The organism is Brucella pseudogrignonensis, from assembly GCF_002252525.1.
In the GTDB taxonomy this organism is placed as follows: Bacteria; Pseudomonadota; Alphaproteobacteria; order Rhizobiales; family Rhizobiaceae; genus Brucella; species Brucella pseudogrignonensis.
The window spans coordinates 528839-545324 of the sequence record NZ_NNRM01000017.1; the positions used below are offsets into that span (position 1 = coordinate 528839).

Genomic DNA, 16486 nt, shown 5'->3' on the forward strand with positions numbered 1-16486 from the left:
TGGTCTCTGACGTCATGGCGCGTGTTCTGGCTATGGATTGTCTGGCGGATTGACGGCCCCGGACAGTTCGGGGAGTAACTTGTGACCAATACAGTTGATGCGGGCTTTCGCGAGCCACAATTGAACAGCGTGCAGCGCTGGACCCGGGAAATGTCGACAGCCCTTAAACTGGGCTGGCCGCTGATTCTAACCAATCTTTCGCAAGCGGCATTGACGGCAACTGATGTGATTTTCATCGGGCGATTGGGCAAGGATACGCTTGCCTCGGCGCTGCTTGCGACCAGTTTCTACCATACGCTGATGATCTTCTCGATGGGGCTTGTCTCGGCTGTAATGCCGATGATCGCCATCGCGCTCGGCAAGAATCGGCATTCGGTGCGCGATGTTCGCCGTACCGTGCGTCAGGGCATGTGGTCAGCGATCATCATCTCTGTCCCAATCTGGATTGTGCTCTGGCATTGCGAGGAGATTTTCCTCTTCCTAGGTCAGCAGCCGGATATTGCGGCACGCTCAACGGATTTCATGCACACGCTGCAATGGGCGCTGCTGCCATATCTCTTCTACATCGTGCTGCGCTCGTTCTTTGCGGCGATGGAAAAGCCGATGTGGACGCTGCTGGTTGCCGCTGCTGCCATCGGGTTCAACGCGCTGGCGGGCTGGACATTGATTTTCGGCCATTTTGGCTTCCCGCGTATGGAACTGCATGGTGCGGGTATCGCCACCACGCTGTCGAGCATCATGATGTTCCTTGGCATGGCCATTATCACCGTGCGCCATCACCGTTTTCGTCGCTATCGCCTGTTCGGTCGCTTCTGGCGTCCGGACTGGCCACGCCTGATTGAGCTATGGCGCATCGGTTTCCCAATGGCGCTGACCTTCGTATTTGAAACCTCGATCTTTTATGCAGCCGTCGTCATGATGGGCTATATCGGGCCGACAGCCATGGCAGCCCATGCGGTTGCCATTCAGGTGGCATCGCTCAGCTTCATGGTGCCACTTGGATTTGGTCAGGTAGCAACCGTGCGTGTTGGTCGTGCTTATGGTCGTGGTGATCCGCAGGCCGTGGCCTATGCAGGTTGGAGCGCCTATGCGCTTGGCGTCGGCTTTATGGCGATCATGGGCCTGCTGATGATTCTCATCCCGCGCCTGTTTATCGGCGTATTTCTCAACCTTAAGGACCCGGAAAACTTCGCCGTTATCGAACTCGCGGTCACGTTCCTGGCGCTTGCTGCACTGTTTCAGATTGTCGATGGCGCGCAGGCGGTTGCAGCGGGCATGTTGCGTGGTCTGCGTGACACGCGTGTTCCGATGTATCTGGCGCTGGTCGGATATTGGGGTGTGGGCCTACCGTTGGGCGCGCTGCTGGCATTCCAGTTCAAGCTTGGCGGTGCGGGTGTCTGGCTTGGTCTGGCAGCAGGGCTTGCTATTGTTTCGGTGCTGATGACCATGCGCTGGCGTCGATCGCTCAAGCGCATAGGTGCGGTTTAAGGACTGAACCCGAGCCTATTATATTATTCCTTAAACTTGAATCAGTTTGGGGTAAAATTATGCTGTAAATATAACGTGTTAGAGCACCGTGCGCCCAAAAGGACACACTGTGCCCTATTGCGCATCAAGGGTGCGCAAAAAAAGCCGTACGGTGGAAGCCGTACGGCGTGATCTTTGATGCTGCGGATATCGTTATGTATCCGCTAAAATCAAATGCCCCCTATTATTTCGTAAGTGCAATAATACGGTCGAGCGCTGCACCATAGCCTTTCAATGAAATTTTGAAAGCGACAGCCTGGCTTGGGCTGAGTGCAGTCGCGCTGACGTTCAAATTTGTGCCAGCCTTGAGCGAGGCGACCTGCTTGGCATCAAAACTAACTGGCGCCAGACAGCCCTGCGGCAAGCACGTTGAAAAAGTCAAATGCGGGCCATCAACTTCGTCGATCTTGAGAGTGGAACCTTTTGCGAGATCAAGGCCAAATGGCATCAGAATGACACCTTCGACTTTGCCGCCGTTCACATTGCGCAACTCGACCGTCAGGACGCGCTGACCGGTCTGTGTGCTGCTTTGATCCTGGCGGACTGCGCAAACTGTGTTGTCTTTTGCAGACTGGCAGGAAACTGTCCAATCCTCATAGGTTTCCTGCAAAGTGCTGGCCCCACCAGGGAGAGGTGCAGCAATAGCGGGAAGGCTCGAGATTACGGCAAAGCCTATTGTGAGACCGATTTGGCGATAGATTTTCATAAATAGATTCTCTGTTAATGGGCATTTTTTAAAAGGTTTTAACTCGAAATCAAACCTTTCCGATGCCAGTGTACATGACGTTAATTCTTTTACAATAGAAATATATTTGCAGAATAATAAATATAAGTAAATTATGAAATATGAATTATCTAAAAACATTAATTAATATATACTGGTGAATACTTAATTCATCGGGAGTGATGGCTTTTTATGAATACGGTGTGAGCATCAATGTAATTGGTGAATCTCAATATTTTAAAATCAATGCCATTAATTTATAGGCAACAAGTCGTATGTAGCAACATATAGGGTGTGCTATTTTTGATAAAAATTGCTATATTTCAATGTAATTCTAAATAGTGTTTAAATTAACACACAATATTCGATAATTTTGAAATTGTAAAAGTTGCAATTGAGATTGTTGAGTTTTCTATTCTATCAGTCATTTGCATTAATTAACTTAAATTTGCTGGAGGCATTTTCAAAATGACTATTAAGGGACTTCTTCTCGGGTCAGTGGCAACTATCGCGGTGGGAACTGCTGCTGCGAATGCAGCTGATGCCGTTGTGGCTCCCGAGCCAGAACACGTAGAATATGTACGCGTATGCGATGCTTATGGAGCAGGCTACTTCTACATCCCGGGAACTGAGACTTGCCTGCGCGTATCTGGTTATGTCCGCTATGATCTGACCGGCGGTGATGATGTTTACGGTCGCGGATTTACAGATCGTGACGGTGCTGCGATTGGTGGCAAAGACTACGAGCGTAAGACCTGGGATAATAAAGCCCGCTTCACGCTGCGCCTTTCGACTGCTTCTGAAACCGAGCTGGGAACTCTCAAGACCTATGCTGAAACGCGATATGATTGGGGTAATGGCACGCCCGGTACGTCCGGTGAACTGCGTTACGGCTATATCGAGCTTGGAGGTCTCCGCGTAGGTCTCGACGAATCTGCATTCGTTACCTTTCCGGGTTATCTCGGCAATGTCATCAACGACGACGTCATCCTTGCAGGTGGCTATCGCACAGGTTTGATCAGCTACACATTCAATGCTGGTAACGGCTTCTCGGCAATTCTGTCGCTTGAACAGGGCAACAACGTCGATACCGATGGCAAGTATGGTTATAACGGCGCCATCAAGGATTATACGCCTCATGTCGTTGGCGGCCTGAAGTATGAGCAGGGTTGGGGTAAGATTGCTGCAGTCGCAGCTTATGACGCCCGCAATGAAGAATGGGCTGGCAAGGCTCGCGCTGATTTAAACATCACCGATCAGTTCTCGATCTGGGCTATGGGCGGATATAAGTCCAACAAGGACCAATACATGAACGTAACAGATGGTTCGGGCAATGTTCTCGGACAGGTTCGTGCGATCAGCAGCTTCTACGGTACTTGGGGTGGTGATTGGGCCGTTTGGGGCGGTGCATCCTTCAAGGCAACCGAACAGGCAACCCTCAATGCGCAGGCTGCATATGATGGCAGCAGCACATTTGCAGCAACCGCAAATGTTGCCTACGAGCTGGTTCCTGGCTTTACTGTTACACCAGAAGTTTCCTACACCAAGTGGCAGGATGACAAGTCTTACCTGAAAGGCAAGGATGCTTGGCAGGGTATGGTTCGCTTCCAGCGCTCGTTCTAATACAAAGCATGGCCGCCACATATTGTGGCGGCCATACTTATTTTTGAATTAATACATTAATACTTATCCGTTTTCATATATCTATGAAAAAATACATGTAATTTTGAATTTAATATTCGATCAACTACATCACGAGATGCCATTGGATAGCGTAGAAGGACTGCGCTGTTTTAAATTCTGATCTCCAGTCGGAAAATGGCTGCGGCGGGCTTAACTATAATGTTAGGCCCGCCGCTTTTATTTGCGCTGTTATCGCGACAGCTTCATATGACGATTGACGTCCTTGTAAAGCAGATAGCGGAATTTGCCTGGCCCGCCAGCATAGCAAGCCTGCGGGCAGAAGGCGCGCAGCCACATGAAATCGCCCGCTTCTACTTCCACCCAATCTTGATTGAGGCGATAGACGGCTTTGCCTTCCAGCACATAAAGCCCGTGTTCCATGACATGGGTTTCGGCAAAGGGAATGACGCCGCCCGGCTCGAATGTCACGACTGTCACATGCATGTCGTGGCGCAGATCGTTTGGATCGACAAAGCGCGTTGTCGCCCATGCTCCATTGGTGTCAGGCATCGGCGTTGGTGCAATGGTCTTCTCGTTGAGGAAAAGCGGCTCCGGCACGTCAAGGCCCTCGACCTTTTCATAAGCCTTGCGCACCCAATGGAAGCGCGCGACGGCGCTTGAATTGTTGCGAAGCGTCCAGCCGCTCTTTGGCGGCAGATAGGCATAGCCGCCTTCTGTCAGCACATGATCCTGGCTGTCAAGCGTGACGGTGATTTCGCCTTCGACAACGAACAACACACCCTGTGCGCCGTCATCAAGCTCTGTGCGGTCACTGCCACCGCCGGGCTGCACCTCCATAATATACTGCGAGAAGGTCTCGGCAAAACCCGATAGTGGGCGGGCGATGATCCATAGCCGTGTCTTGTCCCAGAAGGGCAGGAAGCTTGTGACGATATCGCTGAATGTGCCTTTTGGAATAACCGCATAGGCTTCGGTGAACATCGCGCGATCAGTCAGAATTTGCGTCTGTGGCGGCAGGCCACCGGTCGGTGCGTAATAATTACGGCTCATTGTTGCCTCTGATCAATACAGTGTTTCGGGAAGAATATCTTTGAGCCGCAGCAGCGCGATGCGCTCGACCTGTTCGGACGCCGTTTCCAGCTCCGCCTGCTTGCTGTTTTCGACGCGCCGTTTGAAAGCATCGAGAATCTCATGGCGGTTGCGGCCCTTGACAGCGATGATGAACGGAAAGCCGAATTTCTGCGTATAGGTGTCGTTGAGTTCGGTGAATGTCTTGCGCTCATCATCTGTCAAAGCATCAAGACCGGCAGATGCCTGCTCAGATGTGGATTCCGGTGTCAGACGCTTCGCCGCCGCAAGCTTTCCCGCAAGATCGGGGTGGGCACGCAGCACACCGAGCTTTTCATCGTCTGATGCAGCGCGGAATGCGCGGACCAGAACCGTATGAAGACCGGATGCAGAATCGGCCAGTTCCGTCAGGCCGGTGTCGTAGGCTCGTTCGGCAATCCATGGCGAGTGCTCGAAAATCCCGCCATAGCGTGCAACAAAATCCGCCTTGCTGGCCTTGGATGGCACAACATCGATTTGTTTCGGTTTGTGATGTTCGTGCCAGTGACGCGCAATATCGACGCGCTTGGCAACCCACACCTTGTCATGGCTCTGTACGTAATCAAGGAAGCGTTCAAGTGCTGCCACACGACCTGGACGCCCGACCAGACGGCAATGCAGGCCAATCGACATCATCTTTGGCGCGCCTTCTGCACCCTCGCGATAAAGCACGTCGAATGTGTCTTTGAGGTAGGTGTAGAACTGATCGCCGGAGTTAAAGCCCTGTGGCGTGGCAAAGCGCATGTCATTGGTGTCGAGCGTATAAGGCACGATCAGATGCGGACCCTTTGGCCCCTTAACCCAATAAGGCAGTTCATCGGCATAGGAATCGGCTGAATAGAGGAAGCCGCCTTCCTCCATCACCAGCTTCAGCGTGTTATCCGAAGGCTTGCCCTGATAGATGCCGAGTGGGCGCGAGCCGGTAATCTCCGTGTGCAGACGTACCGCTTCGCGAATATGTTCGCGTTCTATCTCTTCGGGTACATCCTTATATTCCCACCAGCGCAGGCCGTGGCTGGCAATTTCCCAGTCGGCTTCCTTCATGGCGCTGATGGCCTCGGGATTGCGCTCCATGGCAAGGGTCACGCCATAGACAGTCACTGGCATGTTGCGTCGCGTAAACGCGCGCCACAAACGCCAGAAGCCTGAGCGGGCGCCATATTCGTAAATGGACTCCATATTGAGGTTGCGCTGGCCGTTCCATGCCTGCGCGCCGACGATTTCCGAAAGCAGGCATTCGGACGCCGGATCGCCATCGAGGATGCAGCTTTCGCCGCCTTCCTCATAATTGACGACAAACTGCACCGCTATATTGGCCCCACCCGGCCATTGTGGGTCTGGAGTGTTGCGGCCATAGCCAACCAGATTGCGCGGATAACTCATATGGAATTCCCTCGGTTTTTGTCTGTTTTGCCTATGATAATAAAGATTTACGCGGACCATTCCCCCTCAAAATTTTGAAAGACATCCAACGATTATCATCTTTCCCAAGACAGGACTTAGGTAAATACTCACAATCGGGAACAAGTGTGGTTCGCAATGGCTTGAATGTCGCGCGAAATAAACCACATAAAAACAAGTGCTTGCAATGGTTCTAACGGTGATGCCGGAAGAATCGTGCAGGCGGCAGGAGTACAAATGGGAAGCCAAGCAAGCGGTCAGGGCCGGTTAACGACGCATGTCCTTGATACGGTCAGTGGTAAACCAGCCGCAAATCTGCGCATCGAATTACGCCGCATCGAGAATCAGCAGGCAGAGATTCTGCGCGAAATCCGCACCAATGCTGATGGTCGCTGTGATGCGCCGCTGCTTGCGGGCGATGCGCTACATTCTGGTTCATATGAGCTGCTTTTCCATGTCGGCGAATATTTCGGCAAAAGCGATGATGCGATCCCGTTTCTGGATGTGGTGCCGCTACGCTTTGGTGTTTCCGACGAAAAGGCGCATTATCATGTGCCGCTTCTGGTTTCGCCATTTTCCTATTCAACCTATCGCGGGAGCTGAGCGATATGGGTCAAGCAGTCAGACATAATATCCGCTTTCTGCTGAACGGCGAGACAGTTGAGCTCGACCGCGTTTCGCCGACAGAAACCTTGCTCGATTATCTGCGTCTTTCCTGCAAACTGCGCGGCAGCAAGGAAGGCTGCGGCGAGGGCGATTGTGGTGCTTGCACGGTGCTGGTCGGCAAGATCGTTGGTGACGAACTCGTCTATGAAAGCGTGAATGCCTGCATCCGCTTCGTGGGCTCGCTGGACAGTTGTCATGTCGTCACCATCGAGCATTTGCGCGGCTGCGACGGTGGTTTGCATCCGGTGCAGAAGGCGATGATCGATTTTCACGGCTCGCAATGCGGCTTCTGTACGCCGGGCTTCGTCATGTCGCTTTATGGTCTGTGGATGCGCAATCCAAAGCCTGCAGATGCTCAGATTGAAAAGGCGCTGCAAGGCAATCTTTGCCGCTGCACCGGCTACGAAGCGATCATGCGTGCAGCGCGTGTGATTTCTGACTACGGTACTTTGATGGACGATCCGCTTGCTGTTGAGCGTGCGCATGTCATCAGCCAGTTGACGGAATTGCGTGATGGCGCGCGGGTTGAAGTGGGTAGTGGTAAGGATCGTCTGGTCGTGCCTGCCGATCTTGATGATTTTGCCACTGTTTATGCAGCCGAAGCCAAGGCAACAATCGTTGCCGGTTCAACCGATGTCGGCCTTTGGGTTACCAAGATGATGCGCGATATTTCGCCGGTGATCTTTATTGGGCATCTCAATGAACTGCGCACAATGAGCGAAGAAGATGGCGTCATCACCATTGGTGCAGGCGTCACCTATACGGAAGCCTTTTCGTTTTTGGCAAAGCGTATTCCAACGCTGGGAAGCCTCATCAACCGCATTGGTGGTGAACAGGTACGCAATATGGGCACTATCGGCGGCAACATCGCCAATGGTTCGCCGATTGGCGACACGCCGCCGCCATTGATCGCGCTTGATGCAAAGCTGACGCTTCGCAAGGGAACAGAACGCCGCACCATTCCTCTGCAAGAGTTCTTCATCGCCTATGGCAAGCAGGATCGTCAGCACGGCGAGTTTGTGGAAGCCGTGCATGTGCCGGTGCCGCTTGAAGGCAGTCAGTTTGCCATTCACAAGATTTCCAAACGGTTTGAAGAGGATATCACGGCCACGCTCGGTGCCTTCCATCTGACGCTCGATACACAAGGCAAAGTCGCATCTATCCGCATTGCCTATGGCGGTATGGCCGCAACGCCCAAGCGGGCATCCAATGTGGAAGCAGCGCTGATGGGTAAACCTTGGAATGAGGAGAGCGTTGAAGCCGCACTCGAAGCCTATGGTCTCGACTATCAGCCTCTAAGCGATATGCGCGCTACAGCCGATTATCGTTTGCTGGTTGCGAAGAATTTGCTCCGCCGCTTCTATGCTGAAACGCAAGGCGAAAGCGAACCTTTGCGTAAGCCAAACGTTGAAGCTGCATAAGGAGGGTGACATGAACAAGCATCCTGCAAACGCAATCAAAGCAGCCCGTATTAAGGGCGGTGTTGCGACCGATCAGCGCCATGATTCAGCCCACAAGCATGTCACAGGCGAAGCGGTCTATATCGACGATATTCCGGAACCTGAAGGCACGCTGCATATCGGCGTCGGCTTCTCGACGGTCGCCCATGCCAAGATCATTGCTACGGACCTGTCTGCCGTGCGCGCTGCTCCCGGTGTGGTCGACGTGCTGACCTATAAGGATGTGCCGGGCGAAAACGATGTTTCGCCATCTGGTATGCATGACGATCCGATCTTCGCGGTTGATAATGTTCAGTTCCACGGTCAGCCGATTTTTGCGGTTGTTGCCCGCACGCGTGATCAGGCGCGCCGCGCAGCCCGTCTTGCCAAGGTCGAATATGAAGAAATGCCGGGCCTGTTCTCGATTTCCGGTCTCGATGGTTACAAGGACAAGCTGGTTTTTACCCCGCTGACGCTCAATCGTGGTGATGCTCGCAAAGCCATTGATGACGCACCGCGCAAGGTCAAAGCGCGTATGAAAGTCGGTGGGCAGGATCACTTCTACCTTGAAGGGCAGGCCTCGCTCGCAATCCCCGGCGAAGATGACGATGTGACCATCTATTGCTCCACACAAGGCCCAAGTGAAACGCAGCATCTGGTCGCCCATGCGCTGGGTGTGCCGAGCCATTCGGTGACGGTTGAAGTGCGCCGTATGGGCGGCGGCTTCGGTGGCAAGGAAACACAGGCCAATCAATGGGCAGCCATTGCTGCAATCGCAGCCAAGAAGCACAAGCGCGCCGTTAAAGTTCGTCTTGATCGTGATGAGGATATGACCTCGACCGGCAAGCGGCATGATTTCATGATCGATTATGAAGTCGGTTTCGACGATGAGGGCAATATCCTCGGTGTCGATTATATGTTCGCACTGAATGCGGGTTTCTCTGCCGACCTATCCGGTCCGGTCGGCGATCGCGCGCTGTTTCATTGCGACAATGCCTATTTCTTCCCTGCCGTTCATGCGCAGTCCGCACCGCTTTATACCAATACCGTTTCCAACACGGCATTCCGTGGTTTCGGTGGTCCGCAAGGCATGGTGGGGGCCGAGCGCGTGATCGAGGAAGTGGCTTTTGCTGTCGGCAAAGACCCGCTCGAAATCCGCAAGCTCAATTTCTACGATGCCATGGGCACCGAAGGTGGCACGCGCAATGTGACGCCCTATCACCAGAAGGTGGAAGACTGCATCATCCAGCGTATCGTTTCCGAGCTTGAGGAAAGTGCGGACTACGCGAAGCGCCGCGAGGCAATCCGCGAATTCAACGCCAAAAGCCGCTACGTCAAACGCGGCATGTCACTGACGCCAGTGAAATTCGGCATCTCCTTCACCAAGACGGAATCCAATCAGGCTGGCGCGCTGGTGCATGTCTATAATGACGGCTCGGTGCATATGAACCATGGCGGCACGGAGATGGGGCAGGGGCTTCATCTGAAAGTGGCGCAGGTTGTAGCCGAAGAGTTTCAGATCGATCTTGATCGCGTGAAGATCACCGCGACAACGACCGCGAAAGTTCCAAACACAGCGCCTACGGCGGCATCGTCCGGTGCTGACTTGAACGGTATGGCCGCACAGGATGCGGCGCGTCAGATCAAGAAGCGCCTTCTTCATTTTGCAGCCCAGCAATATCAGGTGCCGGAAGATCAAGTCGTGTTTCTCCCGAACCGTATTCGGGTGGGCAATCAGGAGATCAGCTTCAACGATCTGGTGAAGCAGGCCTATATCGGGCGCGTGCAACTTTCAGCATCGGGTCATTACAAGACACCGAAAATCCACTGGGATCGCGCCAAAGGTAAAGGCCACGCTTTTTACTATTACGCCTATGGCGCGGCTTGCTCGGAAGTTTCCGTTGATACGCTCACCGGCGAATATGTGGTGGAACGCACTGATATTCTTCATGATACCGGGCGATCTCTCAATCGCGTCATCGATCTCGGCCAGATTGAAGGCGGTTTCGTGCAGGGCATGGGCTGGCTGACTACGGAAGAGCTTGTCTGGGACGACAAAGGCCGACTGCGTACACATGCACCGTCAACCTACAAGATCCCGCTGGCATCAGATCGTCCGAAGATTTTCAATGTGGCGCTGACCGACTGGTCGGAGGCTTACGAGCCAACGATCCACCGCTCCAAGGCCGTGGGTGAACCGCCGCTGCCGCATGGCATGTCTGTGCTTTATGCGCTGTCGGACGCGGTTGCCAGCGTTGCAGACCACAAAATCAGTCCGCGCCTTGATGCGCCAGCAACGCCCGAGCGCGTGCTGATGGCTATCGAGCGTTTACGAAGTCAGAAAGGCTGATGCGATGCTGGGCAGGCGGGACGACATAAGGGCGTTTCTCAATAAACGGCCCGACAGTGTTCTGATCGAAGTCACTGATGTGAAAGGTTCTGCGCCGCGTGATGCAGGTGCCTGGATGCTTGTCGCCCGAGACATGATTTTCCGCACTATCGGCGGTGGCCAGCTCGAATATATGGCGATTGACCACGCCCGCAAAATCCTGGCTGGCGGTAGAGATTCCCCGATGGATGTACCTCTTGGCCCCGAAATTGGCCAATGCTGCGGTGGCCGTGTAGGCCTGAGCTTCCGGCGGGTTAACCGAGGACTGGCTGAGGATCTTGTTGCCAAAGTTGATGCCGAAATCGCCACCCGCCCGCATATCTATGTCTTTGGTGCGGGCCATGTGGGCGATGCTTTGGCCTATTCGCTATCGCTGACACCTGTACGGGTTATTCTGGTGGATACGCGTGAAGCGGAGCTTATGGCAGTGGATGCTCCCGGCGTCGAAACCTGTCTTGCGGCTATGCCTGAACAGGTCGTGCGATCGGCACCGCCCGGCAGCGCCTTCATCGTGCTGACCCATGACCATGCGCTTGATTTCTTGATCGTGGCGGAAGCCTTGCAGCGCGACGATGCTCTTTATGTTGGCATGATTGGCTCGAAGTCCAAAAAAGCCACTTTCAAAAACTGGTTGAAACGTGAAATCGGTAGCGATGATTTATTTGAAAATCTCGTCTGTCCGGTTGGCGGCTCAGTCGTGAAAGACAAGCGCCCGGAAGTCATTGCCGCATTGGCTGCGGCAGAAGTTTTAACCGCTGTGCTCGTTTCCAGTAAAGTTTTACAGCCCGCCTAATTCAATTGATCAGGCGGGCGTTATTTACAGTATTTCCAGCAAAAGTGCGAAGCGGTTGTGTGTTGGATAATGCGATAAAAGCAAAGAGTAGAGCGACCTTTGTGCGCCCAAAAGGGCGCACGGCGCTTTAAGCCAGTGCTTCGCGGATCAAGCGCTGGCAGCGTTCCGTCATGAAATCGATGATCAGACGGACCTTCGGGTCCTGAAACCGCTTGTGCGGATAGATCGCAGCAAGCTGAATCGACGCTGGCGGCGTGCTCTCAAGAATTGGCACAAGCCTCCCATCGCGGATATATTCCTTCACCTCAAACAGCGGTTTGTTGATGATTCCGCGTCCACCAAGCGCCCATTGCGTCAATACGTCGCCATCATCGGAGTCATAAGGACCAGTGACTTCGAACTTACGCAGACCTTCCGGCGTTTGCAGCGACCAGTAAAACTCTTTGGAGCCGGGAAACCGCAGCAGAAGGCAATCATATTTGTCGCCCAAAAGCTCTTCCGGCGACTGTGGCGTGCCATGCTTTTCCAGATATTCAGGTGCAGCACAGATCACACGTTCGCAGTTAAGAATACCGCGCATCCGCAAGTTGGAATTTTCCAGAACGCCTAATTTGAAAGCAACATCAACGCTTTCGCTCATGATATCGATCTCATGGTCAGATAGTCGCAGGCGCACTTCGATGTCCGGATATTTGTCGTGAAACTCCGGAATTCCCGATGCGATAAGCCTCCGACCCAGTCCCAGAGGTGCTGTAATGCGAATCGAACCTTTGGGATTCTTGGCAAGTTCGGCGACGGCTGCTTCGGCTTCATCCACTGCTTCGAGGATCTTTAAAGCACCATCATAAAATATGCGGCCATGCTCGGTTGGCGTCAGTTTGCGTGTCGTTCTGTTGAAGAGACGCACACCAAGATGCTTCTCCAACTCCTTGATTCGATTACTTGCAACAGCTGGCGAAGCACGCTGGTCACGGCCTGCTGCTGATAAATTCCCCAATTCGACAACGCGCACAAAAACGCGCAGATTATCAAGATAAGACATGCGTCCCCTCCACGATTGTCTAGATTTTTTTGAAAGTGATGGTCGTGTTGTGACGTTCCCATTGGTGCAAAGCTTTGGCACATAATAAAGTAACGAACAATGGGGCCGCCGCATTGGGCCAAAAATCAATAATGGATTTTTGGAAAACATGATGCGGCAACAAAACAAGACAGAGTGTCCTTTATGCGTCCTTCTGGACGCGACGCGCTCTGAGAATGGGAGTACCGGATGTATGATCTTGCCGTGGCCTGGGACTGGCTGGGCTTCGCAGTGCGGTGGCTACACGTCATCACCGCGATTGCGTGGATCGGCTCGTCTTTCTATTTCATCGCGCTGGACTTAGGACTTCGTCAGCGTCCGGGCTTGCCCGTCGGCGCTTATGGCGAAGAATGGCAGGTCCATGGTGGTGGCTTCTATCATATCCAGAAATATCTGGTTGCCCCCGCCGAGATGCCAGAGCATCTGACATGGTTCAAATGGGAATCCTACGCCACATGGCTGTCGGGCTTCACTTTGCTCTGCATCGTCTATTATGCGGGCGCCGATCTCTATCTGGTCGATCCGAATGTGCTCGATGTATCGGCACCGACGGCAATCGCCATTTCGATCGCTTCGCTGGCGTTTGGCTGGATCGCCTATAACACCATCTGCAAGCTGATGCTCGGCAAGAGCGATACGCTTCTGATGGTCATTCTCTACTGCATTCTGGTGGTGATGGCCTGGGGCTATACGCATCTGTTTACGGGTCGTGCAGCTTTCCTGCATCTGGGAGCTTTTACCGCGACAATCATGTCTGCCAACGTGTTCATGGTCATCATTCCGAACCAGAAAATCGTGGTGGCCGATCTGATTGCCGGTCGCAAGCCAGATCCGAAATACGGCAAGATCGCCAAGCAGCGCTCAACGCATAACAACTATCTGACGCTGCCGGTTCTGTTCTTGATGCTGTCGAACCACTATCCGCTGGCCTTCGGAACCGAATTCAACTGGATCATCGCATCGCTGGTGTTCCTGATGGGTGTCACGATCCGCCACTGGTTCAACACCCAGCACGCTCGCAAGGGTAGCCCGACTTGGACATGGCTGGTGACGGTTATCCTGTTCATCATCATCATGTGGCTGTCGACCGTGCCGAAAATTCTGACCGGAGAGCCGGAAGAACAAAAGGTTTCATCGCTACAGCAGACTTTCATCTCAGACCCGCACTTTGAAAAAGTGCGGGATACTGTTCTGGGACGTTGTGCGATGTGCCACGCCAAAGAGCCAGGTTGGGAAGGCATCATCGTGCCGCCAAAAGGTGTGGTTCTTGAAACAGATAAAGATATCGCGGCCCATGCGCGCGAAATCTATTTGCAGGCCGGTCGTTCCCATGCCATGCCGCCTGCCAACGTCACCGGGGTAAGTAATGAGGAGCGCAAGCTGCTCGCTTCCTGGTATGAATCCGCGACTTCTGGAGCAAAATAACAATGACCAAACTTCTCATCCGTGGCCGCGTGCTGACTTTTCGTGACGAACCGCAGAGTCTGGATGATGCTCAATCCTATCAATATATCGAAGACGGTGCCGTGCTTGTCGAAAATGGCCGCATTGCGCGCCTGGGCGACTATGCTGATGTGAGCGCTGAAGCAGGCCATGACGTGCAAGTTGCCGACCATCGCCCGCATCTTATTCTGCCGGGTTTCATCGATACACACATCCATTATCCGCAGACACAGGTTGTCGCGTCCTATGCGGCCAATCTCCTTGAATGGCTCAACACCTATACATTCGTGGCAGAGCAGAAATTCGCCGATGAGCAGCACGCGGAATTTATCGCTGAGCGCTTTCTGGACGAATTGATCCGCCATGGAACCACCACGGCTGTCGCTTATTGCTCGGTACACCCGCAGAGCGTTGATGCCTATTTCCGCGCGTCGCAGCATCGCAATATGCGTATGCTTGGCGGTAAGGTGATGATGGATCGCAATGCGCCGCCAGCACTCTGTGATACAGCTCAATCGGGATATGATGACAGCAAGCATCTGATCGCCCGCTGGCATGGCAAAGATCGCCTTGATTATGTGATCACGCCGCGTTTTGCGATTACCTCGACGCCTGAACAGCTGGAAGCCAGTCAGGTTCTGGCACGCGAGCATCCTGAATGCTTCATCCAGACACATCTTTCGGAAAATCACGAAGAGATTGAGTTCACAAAATCGCTTTACCCGGATGCGTCTGATTATCTTGGCATCTATGAGCATTATGGTTTGCTGGGCAGCAAGACCTTGTTGGGCCATTCCATCCATCTAGAAGAGCGCGAAGTGAAGGTGATGGCAGAGACCGGCTCGATTGCCGTTTTCTGCCCGACGTCGAACCTGTTTCTGGGTTCCGGGCTTTTCGATCGCGACCGCCTGAAAGCATCGGGCGTGCGTATGTCAGTTGCCACTGATGTCGGCGGCGGCACAAGCTTCTCGATGCTGCGCACGATGGACGAGGGCTACAAGGTACTGCAATTGCGTGGAAGCCGCCTCAACCCGTTCCAGTCATTCTACATGATGACGCTCGGCAACGCCCGCGCACTATCGATGGAAGACAAGATCGGCACGCTCGACGAGGGCACGGAAGCCGATATTGTGGTGCTGGATTCAGCTGCCACCTCGCCGATGCGCCTGCGCATGGCAGCAGGGGCCACGCTTGAGCAGGAATTGTTCCTGCTGCAAACGGTTGGCGATGATCGCGCGATTGTCGAGACCTATGTTGCAGGCAAGCCGTTGAAATCGGAACTCGGCTAAAAAATCTCTGGAGGAGGGAGGGGGAGGGCCCGCGGCGGAGAAATCTGCTGCGGGTTCTTCTGCTTTTACAACTCTTCCGGTCGCTTGCCACCCATGGTGCGGGTCAGCTCATCGGCTGTCGAGCGGATCAGTGGACCGAGTTCGTCAAGCTTTTGTCGGGGCAGGCGCACCGCAGGTCCGGAGACAGAGATGCCAGCAATCGCTTCGCCATATTCGTTGAAAATGGGCGCCGCGATGCAGCACATGCCGAGCGTATGTTCTTCGTCGTCAATCGACCAGCCGCGCGTGCGGGTTGCCTGAATATCTTTCAGCAATGCGTGTAAGGTGTTGAGCGTGCGCTGCGTGAAATGTTCAAGCGTTCTTCCAGAGAGCGTGCGCGCTATTTCCGTATCCGACCATGTGGACAGAACTGCCTTGCCGATACCCGAGGCGTGGATTGGACCGCGACGACCTGGGCGGAAGAAGGCGCGCATCGGCGCATGGCTTTCGATCTGCGAAATGAACACGACGTCACCGCCGTCCTCAATGCCGATATTTGCGGTTTCGCCGCTCGTTTCCATCAATGATTTAAGATAGGGCCGCGCCAGCGTGCCGAGCTTGCGGAAGCGGCGAAAAGCGTTGCCAATCTCGAAAGCCTTGACGCCAATGGTCCAGTCGCCGGTTTCTACATCATGCGAAACCATGCCGTGATTGGCGAGCGATGAGAGAAGCCGATGAACGGTCGAAGGAGCCATGCCACTGGCGTCGGCGAGGTCGGTTAATGTCGAGCCGTCATTCTCGGCAATGAGCGCCAGAAGCCTGAGACTGCGATCTAAAACCTGAACGGATGAGGGCGCGGCATTCTCCGCTGCCTTGCGGCCGCGCTTTGCTTTTGCCTGTTCCATGTGCCGCCTCCGATTCCCTGTTCTTTCATCACTACCCCATGATCGTAATCTCGGGAAGTGTGCGGTGATTATCTCCATTCCGTTGAAAATCTTTATTTC

Annotated in this window: 13 protein-coding genes; 8 read left to right on the forward strand and 5 right to left on the reverse strand. The window is 53.7% G+C overall.

Annotated elements, in window-relative coordinates:
- Positions 1-81: 81 nt before the first annotated feature.
- On the forward strand, positions 82-1488 hold the full coding sequence (locus CEV34_RS09080; RefSeq protein WP_007873550.1) for an MATE family efflux transporter: 1407 nt from the start codon (positions 82-84) through the stop codon (positions 1486-1488).
- Between the two features lie 223 nt (positions 1489-1711).
- Here CEV34_RS09080 and CEV34_RS09085 read toward each other — a convergent pair whose 3' ends face one another.
- Positions 1712-2233 (reverse strand): invasion associated locus B family protein, encoded by a 522-nt coding sequence (locus tag CEV34_RS09085; RefSeq protein WP_007873551.1) that lies wholly within the window; start codon positions 2231-2233, stop codon positions 1712-1714.
- 486 nt (positions 2234-2719) lie between these two features.
- Here CEV34_RS09085 and CEV34_RS09090 point away from each other — a divergent pair, with 486 nt between their 5' ends.
- Positions 2720-3874, forward strand: coding sequence for a porin (locus CEV34_RS09090; RefSeq protein WP_007873555.1), 1155 nt, complete (start codon positions 2720-2722; stop codon positions 3872-3874).
- A 249-nt stretch (positions 3875-4123) separates the two neighbouring features.
- Here CEV34_RS09090 and CEV34_RS09095 read toward each other — a convergent pair whose 3' ends face one another.
- Together CEV34_RS09095 and puuE are read right to left on the reverse strand one after the other, a co-directional pair.
- A complete protein-coding gene (locus CEV34_RS09095; protein ID WP_007873557.1) occupies positions 4124-4945 on the reverse strand; it encodes a bifunctional allantoicase/(S)-ureidoglycine aminohydrolase in 822 nt (273 codons plus the stop codon).
- Positions 4946-4957: 12 nt separating this feature from the next.
- On the reverse strand, positions 4958-6385 hold the full coding sequence (gene puuE / locus CEV34_RS09100) for an allantoinase PuuE (protein WP_007873562.1): 1428 nt from the start codon (positions 6383-6385) through the stop codon (positions 4958-4960).
- A gap of 255 nt (positions 6386-6640) precedes the next feature.
- On the opposite strand from puuE, the gene uraH reads away from it, so the two are divergent.
- Genes uraH through xdhC form a run of 4 tightly spaced genes read left to right on the forward strand, consistent with a single transcriptional unit; the run spans position 6641 to position 11690 of the window.
- Positions 6641-7006 carry a hydroxyisourate hydrolase gene (gene uraH / locus CEV34_RS09105; protein ID WP_007873565.1) on the forward strand — a complete coding sequence of 122 codons (366 nt, stop codon included), beginning with the start codon at positions 6641-6643 and terminating at the stop codon, positions 7004-7006.
- A gap of 5 nt (positions 7007-7011) precedes the next feature.
- A complete protein-coding gene (gene xdhA / locus CEV34_RS09110; RefSeq protein ID WP_007873567.1) occupies positions 7012-8490 on the forward strand; it encodes a xanthine dehydrogenase small subunit in 1479 nt (492 codons plus the stop codon).
- Positions 8491-8500: 10 nt separating this feature from the next.
- Positions 8501-10858, forward strand: coding sequence for a xanthine dehydrogenase molybdopterin binding subunit (gene xdhB / locus CEV34_RS09115; RefSeq protein WP_094543525.1), 2358 nt, complete (start codon positions 8501-8503; stop codon positions 10856-10858).
- 4 nt (positions 10859-10862) lie between these two features.
- A complete protein-coding gene (xdhC, locus tag CEV34_RS09120; protein ID WP_007873571.1) occupies positions 10863-11690 on the forward strand; it encodes a xanthine dehydrogenase accessory protein XdhC in 828 nt (275 codons plus the stop codon).
- Between the two features lie 127 nt (positions 11691-11817).
- On the opposite strand, the gene CEV34_RS09125 is transcribed toward xdhC, so the two are convergent.
- A complete protein-coding gene (locus tag CEV34_RS09125) occupies positions 11818-12732 on the reverse strand; it encodes a LysR family transcriptional regulator (RefSeq protein ID WP_007873581.1) in 915 nt (304 codons plus the stop codon).
- Positions 12733-12960: 228 nt separating this feature from the next.
- Here CEV34_RS09125 and CEV34_RS09130 point away from each other — a divergent pair, with 228 nt between their 5' ends.
- Positions 12961-14196, forward strand: coding sequence for a urate hydroxylase PuuD (locus CEV34_RS09130; protein ID WP_007873587.1), 1236 nt, complete (start codon positions 12961-12963; stop codon positions 14194-14196).
- Positions 14197-14198: 2 nt separating this feature from the next.
- The gene (gene guaD / locus CEV34_RS09135; RefSeq protein ID WP_007873589.1) at positions 14199-15503 is read left to right on the forward strand and encodes a guanine deaminase; all 1305 of its coding nucleotides are present in this window, start codon (positions 14199-14201) and stop codon (positions 15501-15503) included.
- A gap of 65 nt (positions 15504-15568) precedes the next feature.
- Here the strand turns inward: guaD and CEV34_RS09140 are convergent, their stop codons facing one another.
- Positions 15569-16387 carry an IclR family transcriptional regulator gene (locus tag CEV34_RS09140; protein ID WP_007873591.1) on the reverse strand — a complete coding sequence of 273 codons (819 nt, stop codon included), beginning with the start codon at positions 16385-16387 and terminating at the stop codon, positions 15569-15571.
- Positions 16388-16486 lie beyond the last annotated feature (99 nt).